The organism is Pseudomonas sp. LB3P14 (assembly GCF_054898045.1).
In genome coordinates, this window is sequence record NZ_CM142714.1 from 6611698 (window position 1) to 6632442 (window position 20745).

General features: G+C 59.4%; 23 protein-coding genes. 15 read left to right on the top strand and 8 right to left on the bottom strand.

Annotation, left to right across the window (positions count from 1 at the left end):
• Nucleotides 1–146: 146 nt before the first annotated feature.
• The 5 genes from ACYZT5_RS30340 to ACYZT5_RS30360 all read right to left on the bottom strand — a co-directional run bounded on the left by ACYZT5_RS30340 (nt 147) and on the right by ACYZT5_RS30360 (nt 4571).
• Nucleotides 147–1157 (bottom strand): SIS domain-containing protein, encoded by a 1011-nt coding sequence (locus tag ACYZT5_RS30340; RefSeq protein WP_462052335.1) that lies wholly within the window; start codon nt 1155–1157, stop codon nt 147–149.
• The gene (gene nagA, locus ACYZT5_RS30345; RefSeq protein WP_462048610.1) at nt 1150–2256 is read right to left on the bottom strand and encodes an N-acetylglucosamine-6-phosphate deacetylase; all 1107 of its coding nucleotides are present in this window, start codon (nt 2254–2256) and stop codon (nt 1150–1152) included. Before nagA ends, ACYZT5_RS30340 begins: the two co-directional genes overlap by 8 nt.
• A 45-nt stretch (nt 2257–2301) precedes the next feature.
• The gene (locus ACYZT5_RS30350) at nt 2302–3033 is read right to left on the bottom strand and encodes a GntR family transcriptional regulator (RefSeq protein WP_462048611.1); all 732 of its coding nucleotides are present in this window, start codon (nt 3031–3033) and stop codon (nt 2302–2304) included.
• Between the two features lie 418 nt (nt 3034–3451).
• Nucleotides 3452–3955: a L,D-transpeptidase family protein gene (locus tag ACYZT5_RS30355; RefSeq protein WP_462048612.1), complete on the bottom strand. Its 504-nt coding sequence runs from the start codon at nt 3953–3955 to the stop codon at nt 3452–3454.
• Between the two features lie 64 nt (nt 3956–4019).
• Nucleotides 4020–4571, bottom strand: a complete 552-nt coding sequence (locus tag ACYZT5_RS30360; RefSeq protein WP_462048613.1) for an NUDIX hydrolase — start codon at nt 4569–4571, stop codon at nt 4020–4022.
• Nucleotides 4572–4717: 146 nt separating this feature from the next.
• Between ACYZT5_RS30360 and ACYZT5_RS30365 the strand changes: the two genes are divergently transcribed.
• The 5 genes from ACYZT5_RS30365 to purT all read left to right on the top strand — a co-directional run bounded on the left by ACYZT5_RS30365 (nt 4718) and on the right by purT (nt 8022).
• Nucleotides 4718–5317 (top strand): CoA pyrophosphatase, encoded by a 600-nt coding sequence (locus tag ACYZT5_RS30365; protein WP_462048614.1) that lies wholly within the window; start codon nt 4718–4720, stop codon nt 5315–5317.
• A gap of 69 nt (nt 5318–5386) precedes the next feature.
• Nucleotides 5387–5911 (top strand): gamma carbonic anhydrase family protein, encoded by a 525-nt coding sequence (locus tag ACYZT5_RS30370; RefSeq protein ID WP_007944857.1) that lies wholly within the window; start codon nt 5387–5389, stop codon nt 5909–5911.
• Nucleotides 5908–6123 (top strand): DUF1289 domain-containing protein, encoded by a 216-nt coding sequence (locus ACYZT5_RS30375; RefSeq protein WP_462048615.1) that lies wholly within the window; start codon nt 5908–5910, stop codon nt 6121–6123. The genes ACYZT5_RS30370 and ACYZT5_RS30375 overlap by 4 nt, the downstream gene beginning before the upstream one ends.
• A gap of 134 nt (nt 6124–6257) precedes the next feature.
• On the top strand, nt 6258–6725 hold the full coding sequence (locus ACYZT5_RS30380; RefSeq protein ID WP_462048616.1) for a preQ0 transporter: 468 nt from the start codon (nt 6258–6260) through the stop codon (nt 6723–6725).
• A gap of 115 nt (nt 6726–6840) precedes the next feature.
• Nucleotides 6841–8022 carry a formate-dependent phosphoribosylglycinamide formyltransferase gene (gene purT / locus ACYZT5_RS30385; protein WP_462048617.1) on the top strand — a complete coding sequence of 394 codons (1182 nt, stop codon included), beginning with the start codon at nt 6841–6843 and terminating at the stop codon, nt 8020–8022.
• Between the two features lie 116 nt (nt 8023–8138).
• Here purT and ACYZT5_RS30390 read toward each other — a convergent pair whose 3' ends face one another.
• Nucleotides 8139–9455 carry an MFS transporter gene (locus ACYZT5_RS30390; RefSeq protein ID WP_462048618.1) on the bottom strand — a complete coding sequence of 439 codons (1317 nt, stop codon included), beginning with the start codon at nt 9453–9455 and terminating at the stop codon, nt 8139–8141.
• Between the two features lie 84 nt (nt 9456–9539).
• Here ACYZT5_RS30390 and ACYZT5_RS30395 point away from each other — a divergent pair, with 84 nt between their 5' ends.
• The gene (locus ACYZT5_RS30395) at nt 9540–9758 is read left to right on the top strand and encodes a hypothetical protein (protein ID WP_462048619.1); all 219 of its coding nucleotides are present in this window, start codon (nt 9540–9542) and stop codon (nt 9756–9758) included.
• Nucleotides 9759–9797: 39 nt separating this feature from the next.
• Here the strand turns inward: ACYZT5_RS30395 and ACYZT5_RS30400 are convergent, their stop codons facing one another.
• Complete coding sequence (locus ACYZT5_RS30400) at nt 9798–11042, bottom strand: transporter associated domain-containing protein (protein WP_462048620.1); 1245 nt, start codon at nt 11040–11042, stop codon at nt 9798–9800.
• 12 nt (nt 11043–11054) lie between these two features.
• Complete coding sequence (locus ACYZT5_RS30405; protein WP_462048621.1) at nt 11055–11867, bottom strand: cytochrome C assembly family protein; 813 nt, start codon at nt 11865–11867, stop codon at nt 11055–11057.
• A 210-nt stretch (nt 11868–12077) separates the two neighbouring features.
• Here ACYZT5_RS30405 and ffh point away from each other — a divergent pair, with 210 nt between their 5' ends.
• The 9 genes from ffh (at nt 12078) to thrC (ending at nt 20733) form a co-directional block, all read left to right on the top strand.
• Complete coding sequence (gene ffh, locus ACYZT5_RS30410; RefSeq protein ID WP_462048622.1) at nt 12078–13454, top strand: signal recognition particle protein; 1377 nt, start codon at nt 12078–12080, stop codon at nt 13452–13454.
• 409 nt (nt 13455–13863) lie between these two features.
• Nucleotides 13864–14115, top strand: a complete 252-nt coding sequence (rpsP, locus tag ACYZT5_RS30415) for a 30S ribosomal protein S16 (RefSeq protein WP_007944872.1) — start codon at nt 13864–13866, stop codon at nt 14113–14115.
• A gap of 5 nt (nt 14116–14120) precedes the next feature.
• Nucleotides 14121–14660, top strand: coding sequence for a ribosome maturation factor RimM (gene rimM, locus ACYZT5_RS30420; protein WP_282377052.1), 540 nt, complete (start codon nt 14121–14123; stop codon nt 14658–14660).
• The gene (gene trmD / locus ACYZT5_RS30425) at nt 14642–15415 is read left to right on the top strand and encodes a tRNA (guanosine(37)-N1)-methyltransferase TrmD (RefSeq protein ID WP_282377051.1); all 774 of its coding nucleotides are present in this window, start codon (nt 14642–14644) and stop codon (nt 15413–15415) included. The genes rimM and trmD overlap by 19 nt, the downstream gene beginning before the upstream one ends.
• Nucleotides 15416–15460: 45 nt before the next feature.
• Entirely contained in the window at nt 15461–15811 is a 351-nt protein-coding gene (gene rplS / locus ACYZT5_RS30430; protein WP_003175895.1) for a 50S ribosomal protein L19, read from the top strand.
• Nucleotides 15812–15910: 99 nt separating this feature from the next.
• Nucleotides 15911–16807 carry a site-specific tyrosine recombinase XerD gene (gene xerD, locus ACYZT5_RS30435; protein WP_462048623.1) on the top strand — a complete coding sequence of 299 codons (897 nt, stop codon included), beginning with the start codon at nt 15911–15913 and terminating at the stop codon, nt 16805–16807.
• Nucleotides 16808–17087: 280 nt separating this feature from the next.
• On the top strand, nt 17088–17819 hold the full coding sequence (dsbC, locus tag ACYZT5_RS30440; protein WP_123365749.1) for a bifunctional protein-disulfide isomerase/oxidoreductase DsbC: 732 nt from the start codon (nt 17088–17090) through the stop codon (nt 17817–17819).
• A gap of 133 nt (nt 17820–17952) precedes the next feature.
• Nucleotides 17953–19257 carry a homoserine dehydrogenase gene (locus ACYZT5_RS30445; protein ID WP_462048624.1) on the top strand — a complete coding sequence of 435 codons (1305 nt, stop codon included), beginning with the start codon at nt 17953–17955 and terminating at the stop codon, nt 19255–19257.
• A 66-nt stretch (nt 19258–19323) separates the two neighbouring features.
• Nucleotides 19324–20733, top strand: coding sequence for a threonine synthase (gene thrC / locus ACYZT5_RS30450; RefSeq protein WP_462048625.1), 1410 nt, complete (start codon nt 19324–19326; stop codon nt 20731–20733).
• Nucleotides 20734–20745: the final 12 nt, after the last annotated feature.

Consider the following 20745-nt stretch of genomic DNA (forward strand, 5'->3'; position numbering starts at 1 on the left):
CATTAAAAATACAGTTCGGATCAACGCGGTCTCTGTAGGAGCGAGGCTTGCCCGCGAAGAACGATAACGCGGTCATTCAGATAGACCGCGGTGACTTCTTCTCGGGCAAGCCTCGCTCCTACAGGGGGATCGGGTTGCCATTCGAATTAGTGGGTGCGCGTGACTTTGCTGAGGTGACGCGGCTGGTCCGGGTCCATGCCTCGGGCCACGGCCAAACCGGCGGCCATGACGTAGAAACTCTGGATCGCCAGGATTGGATCAAACATCGGGTGTTCGGCGCGGCTCAGGGTGAGGTCGCGTTCGACGACGTCATCCGGCGCAGCCAGCAGGACGCGAGCACCACGCTGGCGCATGTCGGCGGCGAGGCTCAGCAAACCGGCTTGCTCGGCACCGCGTGGGGCGAAGATCAGCAGCGGGTAATTTTCGTCGATCAGCGCCATCGGGCCGTGACGTACTTCGGCGCTACTGAAGGCTTCAGCCTGGATTGCCGAAGTTTCCTTGAATTTCAGTGCGGCTTCCTGGGCGATGGCGAAACCGGCGCCACGGCCAATCACCATCAGGTGCTGGCAATCGCGCAGGGCGTCGATGGCCACACTCCAGTCCTGTTTCGCCGCGTCGCGCAAACCTTCTGGCAGCGCGAGGCCGGCCTCCAGTAATTCCACATCCTCTTTCCAATGGCCGATCAGACGGGCGCTGGCGCTGAGGGTGGCGATAAAACTCTTGGTCGCCGCGACGCTGTTTTCGGTGCCGGCACACAGCGGCAGGCTGAACTCACACGCGGCCTCCAGCGGCGAACTCTCGGCATTGACCATCGAAATGCTCAGGGCGCCACGCTTGCGCAGCAGACGCATGCTGTTCACCAGATCGGGACTTTGCCCAGACTGCGAGAAGGCGAACGCCACTTGGCCGCTGACCTTCAACGGCGCTTGCTGCATGGTCACCACCGACATCGGCAACGATGCCACCGGAATGCCCAATTGCTGCATGGTCAGGTAGGCGAAGTAACTGGCGGCATGGTCGGAGCTGCCGCGAGCGACGGTCATCGCCACTTGCGGTGGCTGACGGCGCAGGCGCCCGGCGATCTCGATCATGTGTGGGTCGAGTTGTTGCAGTTGGGCGTGCACGGCCTCGCACGAGGACAGCGCCTCTTCAAGCATTTTTGAAGTCAATGTCTTCTCCTTCGACCATGACGGCGGTCAGTGTGAGTGAGCGATCCAGCCGCACGCAGTCAGCCCAGCTGCCAGGTTGCAGGCGCCCGCGTTCGGTGATGCCGAGGTAGTCGGCGGGGAATTGCGAAAGACGTTGCGAGGCTTCGGCGATCGGCAAACCGATCTTCACCAGATTGCGCAGGGCCTGATCCATGGTCAGGGTGCTGCCGGCGAGCGTGCCGTCGGGCAAGCGCACGCCACCCAGGCATTTGGTCACGGTGTGGCTGCCAAGCTTGTATTCACCGTCGGGCATGCCGGCGGCGGCAGTGGAATCGGTGACGCAATACAGGCAGGGGATCGAGCGCAAGGCCACGCGGATGGCGCCGGGGTGAACGTGCAGTAAGTCCGGAATCAATTCGGCGTATTTGGCGTGAGCCAGTGCCGCGCCGACGATGCCTGGCTCGCGGTGGTGCAGCGGGCTCATGGCGTTGTAGAGGTGGGTGAAACTGCTGGCGCCGGCCGCAAGCGCAGCAACGCCTTCCTCGTAACTGCCGAGCGTGTGGCCGATTTGCATGCGCACGCCGCGATCGCTGAGGGCGCGGATCAACGCATCGTGGCCGGCGATTTCCGGGGCGATGGTGATCACCCGGATCGGCGCCAGGGCCAGGTATTCTTCGACTTCGGCCATCAACGCGGTGTGGGCGAAATTCGGTTGGGCGCCGAGTTTGCCGGGGTTGATGTACGGGCCTTCGAGATGTACGCCCAGCACCCGGGCGCTGCCTTTCGGGCGCTGTAAACAGAATTCGCCAACGGCTTTGAGTACGCTGGAAATTTCTGCAGGCGGCGCGGTCATGGTGGTCGCCAGCATCGACGTCGTGCCGAAACGCACGTGGGTTTTGGTGATGGTCTCGAAGGCGGTTGCGCCTTCCATGATGTCTTTGCCTCCACCGCCATGAACGTGCAGGTCGATAAAACCCGGCAGCAGGTAAGGCAGGTCGTTGTCGGCTGGATCGCACGGTTGGCCTTCGATCGACACGACCTTGCCGTGTTCATGAATCAGCCGGCCGCGAACCCAGCCGTGGGCGGTTAGGATGTTGTCTTCGGACATGATCGGTTCTCGGTTAGCGGCGAAGCTCTTTATCTACGGAGCTCTTTATCTGCGGAGCTCTGCGACAAAGTCGTAGTAGTCGTTGCGGCAATAGGTGTCGGTGACTTCGATCGGCGTGTTGTCTTCGAGGTAGCCGACCCGGGTCATCAGCAGCATGGCGGTGCCGGGGGCGATGCCCACCAGGGCGGCGAATTCGTCCGAGGCGTTGATCGCCTGAATGTGCTGCAGGGCGCGGACAACCGGCTTGCCAATGCTGTCGAGGTATTCGTAGAGGGAGTCGCCCACCGCTTGTGGCTTGGGAATGATCGAGGCGGGCAGGGTGCTCATTTCGATCGCCATGACCGTGTCGTCGGCCTTGCGCAGACGTTTGAGGCGCGCGACCTTGTCGTTCGGCGAGAGACCGAGGCGGATCAGTTCTTCGTGGGTCGGCGGAGTGATTTCCCGTTCCAGCCATTGGGAGCCGGGGACGAAGCCCTTCAGCCGCAGCATTTCGCTGAAACCCGAGAGGCGCGACAGCGGTTGTTCCAGGCGTGGGGTGATAAACGTGCCGGAACCTTGGTTGCGCCGGATCAGCCCTTGTTCGAACAGCACTTCCAACGCCTTGCGCGCGGTGACGCGGGAGATGCCCAGCATTTCGCTGAGGTTGCGCTCCGACGGCATGGCCTGTTCGGCTTTCCACTGGCCGGCGTGGATCGCCGCTTCCAGGTTGCGCGCCAGTTGCAAGTACAACGGCGTGGGCTGGGTGTCGTCAGGGCGTAGGGCCTGGAGATCATTCATGTAGGTTTGGTCCGATGCGGATGTAGGATTGTTGTCGCTCGGTGGTGAGGGGAAATTAATACCACTTAAATACCATGTCAATGAGACCACTTTGCTAAAGGCGCGTAAAAGCTTGCCCTTCTGGATGGTTGGAATCATGGTTGGTTTTAAGTGGTATTAGAGGTGGGGGTTTTGGAAGCAAAGATCGCTGCCTTCGGCAGATCTTGCGGGCACGAGTGGTATCAACCCTGTAGGAGTTGCCGCAGCCTGCGATCTATTGAAATTATTTTTCGAAGGAGACCGACGGTAGCGTTACTGATCGTTCCCACGCTCTGCGTGGGAATGCCTCAACGGACGCTCCGCGTTCGGCTCTGGATGGGACGCAGAGCGTCCCGGGCTGCATTCCCACGCAGAGCGTGGGAACGATCATAGGAGGGGGTTACGGACGGATTTCGATCATCGTGCCGTCCGGCACCAGATTCCAGACTTCGCGTATGTCCATGTTGCGCATGGCGATGCAGCCGTCGGTCCAGTCCAGCGTGTGGAACAGGTTTTCGGGGTTCTCTTCGGTGTCCGGGGTGCCATGGATCATGATCATGCCACCGGGCTCGACACCTTCGCGCCGGGCGCGGGCGGAGTCGCTGATGTTCGGGTAGGAGATGTGCATCGACAGGTTGAAACGGTCACTGGTCTTGCGCCAGTCCAGCCAATAAAAACCTTCCGGCGTGCGTTTGTCGCCTTCCATCAGCTTTGGCCCCTTGGGGCGTTTACCCAAGGAAATGCGATAGGTCTTGAGCGGCTTGCCGTCATTGATCAATTGCAATTGATGGGCGGATTTGAGAACCAGGATTTTTTCGATGACTTTGCCGTCCAGGGTTTCCGCAACGGAAGCCTGGGAGACAGCGACGAACGCCAAGCAAAACAGGGCAAGCAACCAGCGCATTGAAACGATATCCCTAAGAGGTGTCGCGACTATTTAGTTATAGGTGATTTTAGAACCAGGAGCTTTATGTGATGGCAGGCTGAACAAGCGGCGGGATCGACTCGGACCGCACGGGGTAGACCTCGGTCTGCCGGTCAGCGAAGAAGCATTCTAAGGTACGGCCCACTGTGCGGAAAGCCAGCTCGGACCAAGGGATGTCGGCTTCTTCGAAAAGCTGCACTTCCAGGCTCTCGGGACCGGCGGCAAAATCCAGGTCCACCAGCTCTGCGCGGAAAAACACATGTACCTGGCTGATGTGCGGCACGTCGATCAACGTATAGATGGTCAGGTTGCGTACCCGCGCACAGGCTTCTTCGGCCGTCTCGCGAATGGCCGCCTGCTCGATGGTTTCACCGTTTTCCATGAAACCGGCGGGCAGGGTCCAATAACCGAGCCGAGGCTCGATGGCGCGTCGGCACAGCAAGACCTTGGAGCCCCAGGTCGCCACGCAACCGGCGACGATATTGGGGTTCTGGTAGTGAATCGCCTGGCAGCTGTCACAGACAAAACGCAGGCGCGAATCGCCTTCTGGGATGCGCTGGGTCACCGGGTTGCCGCACTGACTGCAAAATTTCATGCTTGGGTTCCTGAATGCTGCGCCTATCTTGGCGTGCGGCGGTGTCTGTCGGCAAGTTGTCGTTTAGCGACATGCAGCGGTTATGGGGTTGGGCGGTCGGTTCGATTGGTGCATGATGCGGGGTAGAGAATAAATCGAGAAGACTCATGCTGGACGAGCTACTTCACCGGGTAAGCAACCACACGCCGCTAACCCTGGAAACCGACCGACGTTTCCCCGAAGCCGCGGTATTGGTGCCCATCACCCGCAGTGACGAACCTGAACTGGTTCTGACCCTGCGCGCCAGCGGGCTCTCGACCCATGGCGGTGAAGTGGCCTTTCCCGGTGGGCGACGTGACCCTGAAGACCCTGACCTGATTTTCACTGCGCTACGTGAGGCCCAGGAAGAAATTGGCCTGCCGCCGGGGCTGGTCGAAGTGATCGGCCCGCTGAGCCCGTTGATCTCCCTGCATGGCATCAAGGTCACACCCTATGTCGGTGTGATTCCGGACTTTGTTGAGTACCAGGCCAACGACGCCGAGATTGCCGCAGTCTTCAGCGTACCGCTGGAGTTCTTCCGCAAGGATCCGCGCGAACACACCCATCGCATCGATTACCAGGGCCAGAGTTGGTACGTGCCGAGCTATCGCTATGGCGAGTACAAAATCTGGGGCCTCACGGCGATTATGATCGTCGAGTTGATCAACCTGCTCTATGACGCCAAAATCAGCCTGCATCAGCCGCCCAAGACTTTTATCAACACCTGAAGCCATCGCTGGTATGGCCTGAACCCTGCTTTTTCCAAGTGAGCCTGCCTGGCCTTGAGGACAATTATGATGAAATATCGCCTGGGCGACGCCCGCGTCGAAACCCATCCGCAGAGCTGGGTCGCACCCAATGCCGTGCTGGTGGGCAAGGTCAAACTGGAAGAGGGCGCTAACGTCTGGTTCAACGCCGTGCTGCGCGGTGACAACGAATTGATCCTGATCGGCAAGAACAGCAACGTCCAGGACGGCACGGTAATGCACACCGACATGGGTTACCCGCTGACGATCGGCACCGGCGTGACCATCGGCCATAACGCCATGCTTCATGGCTGCACGGTGGGTGATTACAGTCTGATCGGCATTAACGCGGTGATCCTTAACGGCGCGAAAATCGGCAAGAACTGCATCATTGGCGCCAACTCGCTGATCGGTGAGGGCAAGGAGATTCCAGACGGTTCGCTGGTCATGGGCTCGCCAGGCAAAGTGGTGCGTGAGCTGACCGAGCAGCAGAAAAAAATGCTGGAGGCCAGCGCTGCTCACTATGTGCATAACTCGCAACGTTATGCCCGCGATCTGGTTGAGCAGGAAGAATGAACACGCCCGAACGCCCGGTTCGATCGCCCTGCGTGAATATCTGTGCGCTGGACGAGGATGACATTTGCACCGGGTGTCAGCGCACGGTGGAAGAGATTACTCGCTGGAGCCGGATGGATAACGAGGAGCGGCGCAAGGTGTTGGGGTTGTGTCATGAGCGGGCCAAGTCCAGCGGCCTTCTCTGGATGCTAGGCAAAACACCAGACCTGTAGGAGCTGACGAGTGCAACGAGGCTGCGATCTTTTGATCTTGTCTTTAAAAACAACGTCAAAAGATCGCAGCCTCGTTGCACTCGTCAGCTCCTACGGTACCCTGTGCGCAAAATTGACAGGTATCCCGCCACCCCATGCTCTTCCTGATCGCTTACATCAGCAGTGTCGTGCTGATCAACTACGCCTTTTCCACCGCTCCGCATCTGGACATCATCTGGTCGGCCTGGGGTGGTTTAGTGTTCGTTTTGCGCGACATGGTGCAAACCCGTTTCGGCCATGGCTCGATCGCGGCGATGCTGGCCGCGCTGGTGTTGTCCTATGTGACGTCCGATCCGTCCATCGCCCTGGCCAGCGCCACCGCGTTCGCGGTGTCCGAATGCATCGACTGGCTGGTGTTCAGTATCACCAAGCGTCCCTTGCACGACCGTCTGTGGATAAGTTCGGCCCTGAGTATTCCCCTCGATACCTTCATCTTCTTCGGCATGATCGATGCGTTCACCCCGGGCGTGATCCTCACCGCCATGGGCTCAAAGTTCGCGGGTGTCACCGTCGTCTGGATCGCAATGGCCTGGCGTCTACGCAAGAACGCGATTCCCGGTTAAAGCCAAACCCCTCGGTTCATGTAAAATGCCGCGCTTTCTCCCCATGGGAAGCGCGCTTGGCCACACAGGCTATTTTCGCCGCGACCCTCGATGATCCGCTTCTTGAGGACCTGAGATGACCCGTATCGGAACTCCATTGTCGCCAACCGCGACCCGCGTATTGCTGTGTGGCTGTGGCGAGTTGGGCAAGGAAGTGGTGATCGAGCTGCAACGCCTGGGCGTTGAAGTGATTGCCGTGGATCGCTATGCCAATGCGCCGGCCATGCAGGTCGCCCATCGCAGCCATGTGATCAACATGCTCGACGGCGCCGCCCTGCGTGCCGTGATCGAGGCCGAAAAGCCGCACTTCATCGTGCCGGAAATCGAAGCCATTGCCACCGCGACCCTCGTGGAACTGGAAGCCGAAGGCTTCACCGTCATCCCTACCGCTCGCGCCGCACAGCTGACCATGAACCGCGAAGGCATCCGTCGCCTAGCCGCTGAAGAGCTGGACCTGCCGACCTCGCCGTACCACTTCGCCGACACCTTTGAGGATTACAGCAAGGCCGTCCAGGACCTGGGCTTCCCGTGCGTGGTCAAGCCCGTCATGAGTTCCTCGGGCAAAGGCCAGAGCCTGCTGCGCAGCGTCGATGATGTGAAAACTGCCTGGGATTACGCTCAGGAAGGCGGCCGTGCCGGTAAAGGCCGCGTGATCGTCGAAGGCTTTATCGACTTCGACTACGAAATCACCCTGTTGACCGTGCGTCACGTCGGCGGCACTACGTTCTGCGCGCCAGTCGGTCACCGTCAGGAGAAGGGCGACTATCAGGAATCCTGGCAGCCACAAGCCATGAGCCCGATTGCCCTGGCCGAATCCGAGCGCGTTGCCAAAGCCGTCACTGAAGCCCTGGGTGGACGTGGTCTGTTTGGTGTTGAGCTGTTCATCAAAGGTGATCAAGTCTGGTTCAGCGAAGTCTCGCCGCGTCCACATGACACCGGTCTGGTCACCCTGATTTCCCAGGACCTGTCGCAGTTCGCGCTGCACGCGCGGGCGATTTTGGGCTTGCCGATTCCGTTGATCCGTCAGTTCGGGCCTTCGGCTTCGGCGGTCATTCTGGTGGAAGGGCAGTCGACTCAGACGGCGTTCGCCAATCTGGGGGCTGCGTTGAGCGAGCCGGATACGGCGTTGCGTCTGTTCGGCAAGCCTGAGGTGAATGGTCAGCGTCGGATGGGTGTGGCGTTGGCGCGGGATGAGTCGATTGAAGCGGCTCGTGCTAAAGCGACTCGTGCTTCTCAAGCCGTAAAAGTAGAGCTGTAGGGCTACACAGATCGTTCCCACGCTCTGCGTGGGAATGCAGCCCGGGACGCTCCGCGTCCCAAAAGCGGACGCGGAGCGTCCGTTGAGGCGTTCCCACGCAGAGCGTGGGAACGATCTTATGAGACCCGATTCAAATCGTTATTTCGCGTTTCCTTCAGGCACAGCACAGCAATCAAGCTCAGCACCGCCGCCCCCGACACATACCCGCCGACATAACTCAAACCGCCCATTGCCACCAGCTTCTGTGCGAAGAACGGTGCCGCCGAGGCCCCGACAATGCCGCCCAGGTTGTAGGCCGCCGACGCACCGGTATAACGCACGTGAGTTGGGAACAGCTCCGGCAGCATTGCGCCCATCGGTGCAAACGTCACGCCCATCAGAAACAGCTCGATGCACAGGAACAGTGCCACGCCCCAGGTTGAACCTTGGGTCAGCAGCGGTTCCATCAGGAATCCGGACAAAATCGCCAGCACGCCACCGATGATCAGCACCGGTTTGCGCCCGTAACGGTCACTGGCCCAGGCCGACAGCGGGGTGGCAGCGGCCATGAACAGTACAGCGAAGCACAGCAGCGCGAGGAAGGTTTCGCGGGTGTAGCCGAGCGTCGATACGCCATAGCTCAGCGAAAACACCGTCGAGATATAGAACAGCGCGTAGCACACCACCATCGATCCGGCGCCCAGCAGCATCGGTGCCCAGTATTGACTGAGCAGCTCGACCAGCGGGATCTTCACCCGCTCCTGGCGAGCCATTGCGTTGGCAAATACCGGCGTTTCGTGAAGCTTGAGGCGCACGTACAGACCCACCATCACCAGCGCGGCACTGAGCAGGAAAGGAATCCGCCAGCCCCATGAGCGGAACTGCTCGTCGTTCAGGGTCATTGTCAGCGTCAGAAACAGGCCGTTGGCCGCGAGAAAGCCAATAGAAGGGCCGAGTTGCGGGAACATGCCGAACCAGGCGCGTTTGCCCTTCGGCGCATTCTCCGTCGCCAGGAGCGCAGCGCCGCCCCATTCACCGCCCAGTCCCAGGCCTTGGCCGAAGCGCAGCACGCAGAGCAAAATCGGCGCCCAGGCCCCGATGCTGTCGTAACCCGGTAGCACGCCGATCAGCGTGGTGCACACGCCCATCAGCAGCAGCGAGGCAACCAGTGTCGATTTGCGCCCGATGCGGTCACCGAAATGGCCGAACAGCGCCGAGCCCAGCGGTCGAGCAAGGAAGGCGATGCCGAAGGTGAGGAACGCCGACAGCATCTGGGCCGTGCCGGAGGTCTGCGGAAAGAACACCGGACCAATCACCAGCGCAACGGCAGTGGCATAGACGTAGAAGTCGTAGAACTCGATAGCGGTGCCGATGAAACTCGCGGTCGCCACGCGGGTGGCGGAGTTCGTCGGTTGCGCAGGTGCGGTGTCGTTATAAGTCGTGCTGGTCGTCATGCGGTTATCCCTGACAGTCATGTGCCCCAGTGGAGCGAATTATTATGGTCGAACACCCAGGGATGTGGGAGTGAGGCGCGGCCGATGTTCAAGGTAGGAACAGTCGTCTGTGTGGTGCGGATATTGTCGATGATCTGGCCGGAACCTGCTGCGTGCGGGGTAAGCACGTGGTTCGGCGGGGCTTGGGTAAGCGGCTCGATTATAGAAAGGCGGCTAACGATCGAACAAGGCATAGATATTGAAAAAGATCGCAGCCTCGCTTCGCTCGACAGCTCCTACAAGGGAACGCATTCCAAACTGTAGGAGCTGTCGAGCGAAGCGAGGCTGCGATCTTTTAACTATCTAACGGATAGAGGCAATCGCAGGCGTCGAACTGGTATGCCAGATCAACACCCGGGTAACGCGATTATCCTCGGTCTCCAGAATCTCCAGGCGATAGCGCCCGATCTTCAGGCATACCGCACTTTCCGGAATCGTCTCCAACGCCTCGGTCACCAACCCGTTGAGGGTTTTCGGACCGTCGCTGGGCAGGTGCCAGCCGAGGCTCTTGTTCAGTTCGCGAATCGACGCCGCACCTTCGATCACCAAACGGCCATCCGCCTGTGGATGGATGTGCGGGTTTTTCAGGCTGTGCTGGCTTTCGAACTCGCCGACGATTTCTTCGAGAATGTCTTCCAGGGTCACGATGCCGAGCACTTCGCCGTACTCGTCGACCACCATGCCCAGGCGTCGCTGTTGTTTGTGGAAATTCAACAGTTGCAGCTGCAACGGGGTGCTTTCCGGCACGAAGTAGGGTTCATGACAGGCTGCCAGCAGTGCCTCTGGGGTCAGGCTGGCGTCGGACAGCAGATGACGGATCTGTCGGGTATTGAGCACCGCCTCGACCTGATTGATGTCGCTGTGGAAAACCGGCAAGCGCGTGCGTTTATTGGCGAGAAGCTGCTCGATGATCTCTGAGAGGGAGTCGTCCAGGTTGATCCCGTCGACGTCACTGCGTGGCACCAGAATGTCGTTGACCGTGATGTTGTCCAGCGCATGGATGCCTGACAGCGGGTGCGGGCGGCAGACGGCGTGTTCGTGATCGTTGTGCCTATCGTTCGGTGCCTCGTCTTCGCTCTGCTGCACCACTTTGACTTTGCGGGCGAACGGTCGCATCAGCAACTGGCTTATGCCATTGAGCAACCAGGCGGCGGGATAGACGATTTTCAGTGGCGCGCCAAGCAAGGTGTTGCCCAAGGCCAGGACGGCGTCCGGATAGCGAACGGCGAGGGTGCGCGGCAGGTAGTCGGCGAACACCAGAAGCACGGCGCCAGCCCCGAGGCAGGCAACCCATGGACCGTTTTCCGCCCAGGTGAAAATCGCCAGCAATGTGCTGATGACCACGACCAGTGCGCGGCACAGGGTGTTGCAGAGGATCAGGCTATTGAGCGCAAATCTCAGCTTTGCCACCGGTTTGTCGCTCGAACGCGAAGCAGTCCGCTGGGCGAGCAAGTGCTGTTGTGCAACTTCGATGGCGGTAAACAGCCCCGACCATAAAATCAGCAGGGCCACTACCGCGAGCATCGGCCCTATGGGCAAGTCGTCCATTAATGCCGCCCGTCAGATATGCAGGATGTATTCACGAACCAGCTTACTGCCGAAATACGCCAGCATCAGCAGGCAGAAACCGGCGAGGGTCCAGCGAATGGCCTTGTGTCCGCGCCAGCCTAGGCGATTACGGCCCCAGAGCAGCACGCTGAAAACGATCCAGGCGAGGCACGCCAGCAAGGTTTTGTGCACCAGGTGCTGGGCGAACAGGTTGTCGACGAACAGCCAGCCGGAGATCAGCGACAGCGACAGCAGGGTCCAGCCGGCCCAGAGGAAGCCGAACAGCAGGCTTTCCATGGTTTGCAGTGGCGGGAAGTTCTTGATCAGGCCGGACGGATGCTTGTGCTTGAGCTGATGATCTTGAACCAGCAGCAGTAACGCCTGGAACACCGCGATGGTGAACATGCCGTAAGCGAGGATCGACAGCAGGATGTGGGCGAGGATGCCCGGTTCTTCGTCGATGATCTGGACGGTGCCAGCGGGGGCGAATTGTGCGAGCAGCACAGTGGCGGCGCCGAGCGGGAACAGCAATATAAGCAGGTTCTCCACCGGGATCCGCGAGCAGGCCAGTAGCGTCAGGGCAATCACCGCGGCCGCAATCAGGCTGGCGGCGCTGAAAAAATCCAGGCCCAGGCCGATCGGTGTCAGCAGGTGGGTGAGCAGGCTGGCGCTGTGAGCCAGCACCGCAAGCACGCCGAGCGTGACCAGCAGGCGTTTGTTCGCCTTGGCGCCGGTGGCCAGACGAGTGCCCTGATAGAGGGTCGCAGCGGCATATAAGCAGGCGGCGGCGAGGGTAGTTAGCAAGCTGGGTGACAAGGGGAGCATAAATCCTGTTAGGCAAGCCCGAAAGGCGCTGAGTTTGGCATAGAACCCCCGCAGCACGAAAGACCATGCAACCTGACGACGAGGTGTCCGCCAGACGCAGTCTTCGCTATAATCCGCGACCTGCCCACGCCGCAGGCTCGCCGAGCACATGCTTATTCCGGTCTGGGCCGCCATTATCCCGGTCTACACAGGGCCTGAAAGGATCGCGCAATGTTTGAAAACTTAACCGACCGTCTCTCGCAGACGCTGCGCCATGTCACCGGCAAGGCCAAGCTGACCGAGGACAACATCAAAGACACCCTGCGTGAAGTGCGCATGGCGTTGCTCGAAGCTGACGTCGCCTTGCCGGTGGTGAAAGACTTCGTCAACTCGGTCAAGGAGCGCGCCGTCGGCACCGAGGTGTCGCGCAGCCTGACGCCGGGCCAGGCCTTCGTGAAAATCGTCCAGGCCGAACTCGAAAGCCTGATGGGCGCGGCCAACGAAGACCTGAACCTGAGCGCCGTTCCTCCTGCCGTCGTGCTGATGGCCGGTTTGCAGGGCGCGGGTAAAACCACCACCGCCGGCAAACTCGCGCGCTTCCTCAAAGAGCGCAAGAAGAAGTCGGTCATGGTTGTGTCTGCAGACGTTTACCGTCCGGCAGCGATCAAACAGCTGGAGATGCTCGCGGGTGAAGTCGGCGTTACCTTCTTCCCGTCCGACCTGAGCCAGAAGCCGGTCGACATCGCGCAAGCGGCTATTAAAGAAGCAAAACTGAAATTCATCGACGTCGTCATCGTCGATACCGCCGGTCGTCTGCACATCGACGAAGAGATGATGGGCGAGATCAAGGCACTGCACGCCGCGATCAACCCGGTCGAAACGCTGTTCGTGGTCGACGCCATGACCGGTCAGGACGCCGCCAATACGGCCAAGGCCTTCGGCGATGCACTGCCGCTGACCGGTGTGATCCTGACCAAAGTCGACGGCGACGCCCGTGGCGGTGCTGCGCTGTCGGTCCGCGCCATCACCGGCAAGCCGATCAAATTCATCGGTATGGGCGAGAAGAGCGAAGCGCTCGAACCGTTCCATCCAGAGCGTATTGCTTCGCGCATCCTCGGCATGGGCGACGTACTCAGCCTGATCGAGCAGGCCGAACAGACCCTCGACAAGGACAAGGCCGACAAACTGGCCAAGAAGTTGAAGAAGGGCAAGGGCTTCGACCTCGAGGACTTCCGCGATCAACTGCAACAGATGAAAAACATGGGCGGCCTCGGCGGCCTCATGGACAAACTGCCGAACATCGGTGGTATGAACCTGGCGCAGATGGGCAACGCCCAGGGCGCGGCAGAGAAACAATTCAAGCAGATGGAAGCCATCATCAATTCCATGACCCCGGCCGAGCGCCGCGACCCTGAGATGATCAGCGGTTCGCGCAAACGCCGGATCGCCATGGGTTCCGGCACCCAGGTGCAGGACATCGGTCGCTTGATCAAGCAGCACAAGCAGATGCAGAAGATGATGAAGAAATTCTCCGCCAAAGGCGGAATGGCCAAAATGATGCGCGGCATGGGCGGTATGTTGCCCGGCGGCGGCATGCCGAAAATATAGTGTCCAGTCACGCCAATACTGCTCAATTTTGGCGGCGCCTGTTGACCTCATGCTGCGTTGCCGCTCCTCGCCATAGCCAGCTATGACTCGTCGCGGCGCCTTGCCTGAGGTCAACAGTCACTCGCCAAAATATGAGCATTATTGGCGAGACTGGACACAAAGAATTCGCGCAAGGGCTTGCTCTTGCGCTACCCACACGGAAGTGGGATCTCCAGCAAACCCGCACTTGGCGGGAGCTGACTGGCCGTTTTCAACGACGGCTCTATAGCAAATCTGGATGGCGGCCGATAGACCGCCGGAAAAAGACATTTGCAAAAGTCCGGATATTCCTTAGAATATGCGGCCTTTCGGGCACCTATGCCCGCAGTGCCTTTAGATTTGCAGCACCGACTACAGGAACGATGTTCACATGCTAACAATCCGTCTTGCCCTTGGCGGCTCCAAAAAGCGCCCGTTTTACCACTTGACCGTAACCGACAGCCGCAACCCGCGCGACGGTTCGCACAAGGAACAGGTTGGTTTCTTCAACCCTGTTGCTCGTGGTCAAGAAGTTCGTCTGTCCGTGAACCAAGAGCGCGTAGCCTACTGGCTGAGCGTTGGTGCACAACCTTCTGAGCGTGTTGCTCAGTTGTTGAAGGACGCTGCTAAGGCTGCGGCCTGAGCAATATGAACGCGACGCCAGCCATTGCTGATGATTTGATCGTTATCGGCAAAATCTATTCGATTCATGGTGTTCGCGGCGAAGTGAAGGTTTTTTCCTTTACTGATCCAATTGGAAACCTGTTGGACTACAAAACCTGGACGCTCAAGCGCGAAGGCGTTGTACGGCAGGTAGAGCTGGTCAGCGGCCGTGTACATAACGGCAAGTTTCTGGTCACAAAGCTCAAGGGTCTCGATGATCGTGAAGAAGCTCGTCTTCTGGCCGGTTATGAGATCTGCGTGCCGCGTAACCTGTTTCCAGATCTGACCGACGGCGAGTACTACTGGTACCAGCTGGAAGGTCTCAAGGTCATCGACCAACTCGGGCAACTGCTCGGGAAAATCGATCACCTGCTAGAGACTGGCTCGAACGATGTCATGGTGGTCAAGCCTTGCGCTGGCAGCCTGGACGATCGCGAACGCCTGTTGCCCTATACGGAGCAATGCGTGTTGGTTGTCGACCTTGCCGCAGGCGAGATGAAGGTGGAATGGGATGCGGACTTCTAAGCGTGGCTAACTTGCGCGTAGAAGTGATCAGTTTGTTTCCCGAGATGTTTTCCGCCATCAGCGAGTACGGCATCACCAGTCGTGCGGTGAAACAGGGGCTCTTGCAGCTCACCTGTTGGAATCCGCGAGACTACACGACGGATCGACATCACACTGTGGACGATCGCCCATTTGGCGGTGGTCCGGGCATGGTGATGAAGATCAAGCCCCTGGAAGATGCGTTGGTTCAGGCCAAGGCAGCAGCCGGGGAGGCGGCGAAGGTAATTTACCTGTCCCCCCAAGGCCGTCAACTGACTCAGTCGGCGGTACGCGAGTTGGCGAATTCGGATGCATTGATCCTGATTGCCGGCCGCTATGAAGGCATTGACGAGCGTTTTATTGAAGCTCATGTCGATGAAGAGTGGTCGATTGGCGACTATGTACTGTCTGGCGGCGAGCTGCCGGCGATGGTCCTGATCGATGCGGTTACACGACTGCTGCCTGGAGCTTTAGGGCATGCGGACTCCGCCGAGGAAGATTCCTTTACGGATGGTTTGCTGGATTGCCCGCACTACACCCGACCGGAGGTGTATGCGGATCAGCGTGTTCCCGACGTATTGCTAAGTGGCAATCACGCGCACATCCGGCGTTGGCGTTTACAGCAGTCCCTTGGTAGGACCTTTGAACGACGCGCCGATCTTCTGGAAAGCCGCTCGCTTTCTGGAGAAGAGAAGAAGCTGCTCGAGGAATACATCCGCGAGCGGGACGATAGTTAACAACGTATCGATGGTAGATCCGACGATTTACCTTAGGAGCACAGCATGACTAACAAAATCATCCTTGCACTCGAAGCAGAGCAGATGACCAAAGAGATCCCTACCTTTGCCCCGGGCGACACCATTGTCGTTCAGGTGAAAGTGAAGGAAGGCGACCGTTCGCGTCTGCAAGCGTTCGAAGGTGTTGTTATCGCCAAGCGTAACCGCGGCGTAAACAGTGCTTTCACCGTTCGTAAAATCTCCAACGGTGTTGGCGTAGAGCGTACTTTCCAGACCTACAGCCCGCAAATCGACAGCATGGCCGTTAAACGTCGCGGTGACGTACGTAAAGCCAAGCTGTACTACCTGCGTGACCTGTCCGGTAAAGCAGCTCGCATCAAGGAAAAACTGGCTTAAGTCCAGCTTCCGATGCAGAAAAAAGCAGCCTACGGGCTGCTTTTTTGTTGCCTGCGATTTATCTTCCTTGGCCGTACTGTCGGTCTTGCCTGAGCCTTTATGCCCGCCATCGATCACCCTTTGATAGACCAATTCCTCGACGCTCTGTGGTTGGAGAAAGGTCTCGCTGATAACACTCGTGATGCCTATCGCAGCGACCTGGCCCTGTTCAACGGCTGGCTGCAGGAGAAAGGGTTGGAGTTGATCAACGCCGGCCGCGAGTTGATCCTCGATCACCTGGCCTGGCGTCTGGAGCAAAACTACAAGCCCCGCTCGACGGCGCGATTTCTCTCCGGTGTGCGTGGCTTCTATCGCTATTTGCTGCGGGAAAAGCTGATCGCCGTCGATCCAACCTTGCGCGTCGATATGCCGCAATTGGGTAGGCCATTGCCTAAATCGTTGTCGGAAGCCGACGTGGAAGCACTGCTGAAAGCACCAGACCTGAGCGAAGCCATAGGCCAGCGCGACCGCGCCATGCTCGAAGTGCTTTATGCCTGCGGTTTGCGTGTGACGGAGCTGATCAGCCTGACGCTGGAGCAGGTCAACCTGCGTCAGGGCGTGCTGCGAGTGATGGGCAAGGGCAGCAAGGAACGGCTGGTGCCGATGGGCGAGGAGGCGATTGTCTGGGTCGAGCGTTACATGCGCGATGGCCGCCAGGAATTGCTCGGCGGGCGTCCCAGCGATGTCATGTTCCCCAGCCAGCGCGGCGAGCAGATGACTCGGCAGACCTTCTGGCATCGCATCAAGCACCAGGCCAAGGTCGCCGGGATCGGCAAGTCACTGTCGCCGCATACCCTGCGTCATGCCTTCGCCACGCACCTGCTCAACCACGGAGCCGACCTGCGGGTGGTGCAAATGCTACTCGGCCACAGCGATCTGTCGACCACGCAGATCTATACCCATGTCGCCCGCGCACGCTTGCAGGACCTGCATGCCAAACATCACCCGCGCGGCTGAACACAGTTCCTGAAGTGGAATGCTGACCCGTGGCGAGGGGATTTATCCCCGTTGGGTTGCGAAGCAGCCCCAAAAAGGGGACTGCTGCGCAGTCCAGCGGGGATAAATCCCCTCGCCACAATAATGGGTGTCAGGTAGCAGTGCGGTGTCTTTGTCAGGCGCATTCGGCCACGCGGGCCTTATGTGGTAGGCTTTGCCGGTTTGCACGATGGGCGGTTATGACCCGGTGTTTCGGCACGGGCGTTCTGATCGTCCCATTTGTCCGCCTTCAGGAGTTCTCATGCGTCTGACCCAGATTTTCGCCGCCGCAGCCATTGCGTTGGTCAGCACCTTTGCCGTCGCCGATGACGCGGCCGACAAAGCCATTCGTAAAAGCCTGGAAAACCTCCAGCTCGAGGTGCCAGTAGAAACCATCACCGCCAGCCCGCTGCCAGGTCTGTACGAAGTCAAACTCAAGGGCAGCCGCGTGCTCTACGCCAGCGCCGATGGCCAGTACGTGGTTCAGGGTTACATGTTCCAGCTCAAGGACGGTAAACCGGTCAACCTGACCGAGAAGACCGAACGCCTGGGCGTTTCCAAACTGGTCAACGAAATTCCGGTGGCGGAAACCGTGGTGTATCCGGCGATCGGCGAAACCAAGTCGCACATCACCGTGTTCACCGACACCACCTGCCCGTACTGCCACAAGCTGCATGCCGAAGTGCCTGAGCTGAACAAGCGCGGCATCGAAGTGCGTTACGTCGCGTTCCCGCGCCAGGGCCTGGGCTCGCCGGGTGACGAACAGCTGCAAGCGGTCTGGTGCTCGAAAGACAAGAAAGCGGCCATGGACAAAATGGTCGACGGCAAGGAAATCAAGGCTGCCAAATGCGATAACCCGGTTTCCAAACAGTTCGCCCTCGGTCAGTCGATCGGCGTGAACGGCACACCGGCCATCGTTTTGGCTGATGGCCAAGTCATTCCGGGCTACCAGCCTGCGCCACAAGTCGCCAAACTGGCGCTGGACGCGAAATAAATTTGCATCGTCACGGTCAGCCATTGACGATCATGGTCCGGCGGTACATTCACCGGGCCATCAATAGAGAACCGCGAACATGCGGTTGTTTTCACGGCCGGCCTTGAGTCGGCCGTTTTATGGGGAGTTCACAGTGAAACCGGTCAAAGTAGGCATCTGTGGGTTAGGAACCGTCGGTGGCGGTACCTTCAACGTACTTCAGCGCAACGCCGAGGAAATTGCTCGTCGTGCCGGGCGTGGAATCGAAGTGGCACAAATTGCCACGCGCACGCCAAAGCCTCAGTTCCAAACGACCGGTATTGCGATTACCAACGATGTCTTCGAAGTGGCCACGAACCCTGAGATCGACATCGTCATAGAGCTGGTGGGCGGCTACACCGTTGCCCGCGAGTTGGTACTCAAGGCCATCGAGAATGGCAAGCATGTGGTCACCGCGAACAAGGCGTTGATCGCCGTTCACGGTAACGAAATTTTCGCCAAGGCCCGCGAGAAGGGCGTGATTGTTGCGTTCGAAGCCGCCGTGGCCGGTGGTATTCCGGTGATCAAGGCGATCCGTGAAGGCCTGTCCGCCAACCGCATAAACTGGGTCGCCGGCATCATCAACGGCACCGGTAACTTCATCCTCACCGAAATGCGCGAAAAGGGCCGGACCTTCGAAGACGTACTCGCCGAGGCGCAAGCCCTGGGTTACGCCGAAGCCGATCCGACCTTCGACGTTGAAGGCATCGACGCAGCTCACAAGCTGACGATCCTGGCGTCCATCGCGTTCGGTATCCCGCTGCAATTCGACAAGGCCTACACCGAAGGCATCACCAAGCTGACCACCGCTGACGTGAACTACGCCGAAGCGCTGGGCTATCGCATCAAGCACCTCGGTGTGGCTCGCAGTACGGCTGCCGGTATTGAGCTGCGCGTGCACCCGACGCTGATCCCGGCCGATCGCCTGATCGCCAACGTCAACGGCGTGATGAACGCGGTGATGGTTAACGGTGATGCCGCCGGTTCGACTCTGTTCTACGGCGCTGGCGCCGGCATGGAGCCGACCGCTTCGTCGGTGATCGCCGACCTGGTGGACGTGGTTCGCGCCATGACGTCCGACCCGGAAAACCGCGTGCCGCACCTGGCCTTCCAGCCGGATTCGCTGTCGGCTCACCCGATCCTGCCGATCGAAGCCTGCGAAAGCGCCTACTACCTGCGCATCCAGGCCAAGGACCATCCGGGCGTGTTGGCTCAGGTGGCGAGCATCCTGTCGGAGCGCGGTATCAACATCGAATCGATCATGCAGAAAGAAGTCGAAGAACACGACGGCCTGGTGCCGATGATTCTGCTGACTCATCGCGTGCTGGAACGGCACATGAACGACGCAATCGCCGCCCTGGAAGCCCTGACGGGCGTGGTCGGTCCGGTCGTACGGATCCGCGTCGAGCACCTGAACTAAGCCGTTATCGTTCACCGGGCCCGCGTGCGGGCCTGGGTTTGCGAACACTGTCTATTGGAGCCAGTCATGCGTTATATCAGTACCCGCGGCCAGGCACCGGCCCTGAATTTCGAAGACGTCCTGCTGGCCGGTCTGGCCACTGACGGCGGCTTGTACGTGCCGGAAAACCTGCCACGTTTCACCCAGGAAGAAATCGCTTCCTGGGCCGGCCTGCCGTATCACGAGCTGGCTTTCCGGGTAATGCGCCCATTCGTGGCCGGCAGCATCCCCGATGCCGACTTCAAAAAAATCCTCGAAGAAACCTACGCTGTGTTCTCGCACAACGCCGTCGCACCGCTGCGTCAGCTGAACGGCAACGAATGGGTATTGGAGCTGTTCCACGGCCCGACCCTGGCGTTCAAGGACTTCGCCCTGCAACTGCTCGGTCGTTTGCTCGACTACGTGCTGGAAAAGCGCGGTGAGCGCGTAGTGATCGTCGGTGCGACCTCCGGTGATACCGGTTCGGCCGCCATCGAAGGCTGCAAGCACTGCGAAAACGTCGACATCTTCATCCTGCACCCGCACAACCGCGTGTCCGAAGTGCAGCGTCGCCAGATGACCACGATCTTCGGCGAGAACATTCATAACATCGCCATCGAAGGCAACTTCGATGACTGCCAGGAAATGGTCAAGGCCAGCTTCGCCGACCAGAGCTTCCTCAAAGGCACGCGTCTGGTGGCGGTGAACTCGATCAACTGGGCGCGAATCATGGCCCAGATCGTTTACTACTTCCACGCATCCCTGCAGTTGGGCGGTCCGGCACGTTCGGTGTCGTTCTCGGTGCCCACCGGCAACTTCGGCGACATCTTCGCCGGTTACCTGGCACGCAACATGGGCCTGCCGATCAACCAGTTGATCGTCGCCACCAACCGCAACGACATCCTGCACCGCTTCATGAGCGGCAATCAGTACGTCAAGGAAACGCTGCACGCCACGCTGTCGCCGTCGATGGACATCATGGTGTCGTCGAACTTCGAACGCCTGCTGTTCGATCTGCACGGTCGCAACGGCGCAGCGATTGCCGGTTTGATGGACACCTTCAAGCAGGGTGGCGGTTTCAGCGTCGAAGAGGAGCGCTGGACCGAAGCTCGCAAACTGTTCGATTCGCTGGCCGTGGATGACGCTCAAACCTGCGAAACCATTGCCGAAGTCTTCGAGCAAACCGGCGAACTGCTGGATCCGCACACGGCTATCGGTGTGAAGGCTGCACGCGAGTGCCGTCGCAGCCTGGATATCCCAATGGTGATCCTCGGTACGGCGCATCCGGTCAAATTCCCGGACGCCGTGGAAAAAGCAGGCGTAGGAAAAGCGCTCGAACTACCTGCACATCTTTCTGATTTGTTTGAGCGAGATGAGCGCTGCACCGTGCTGCCAAATGACCTGAAAGCCGTCCAGGCCTTTGTCAGTCAGCATGGCAACCGCGGCAAGCCTCTGTAACCGATTAAAACT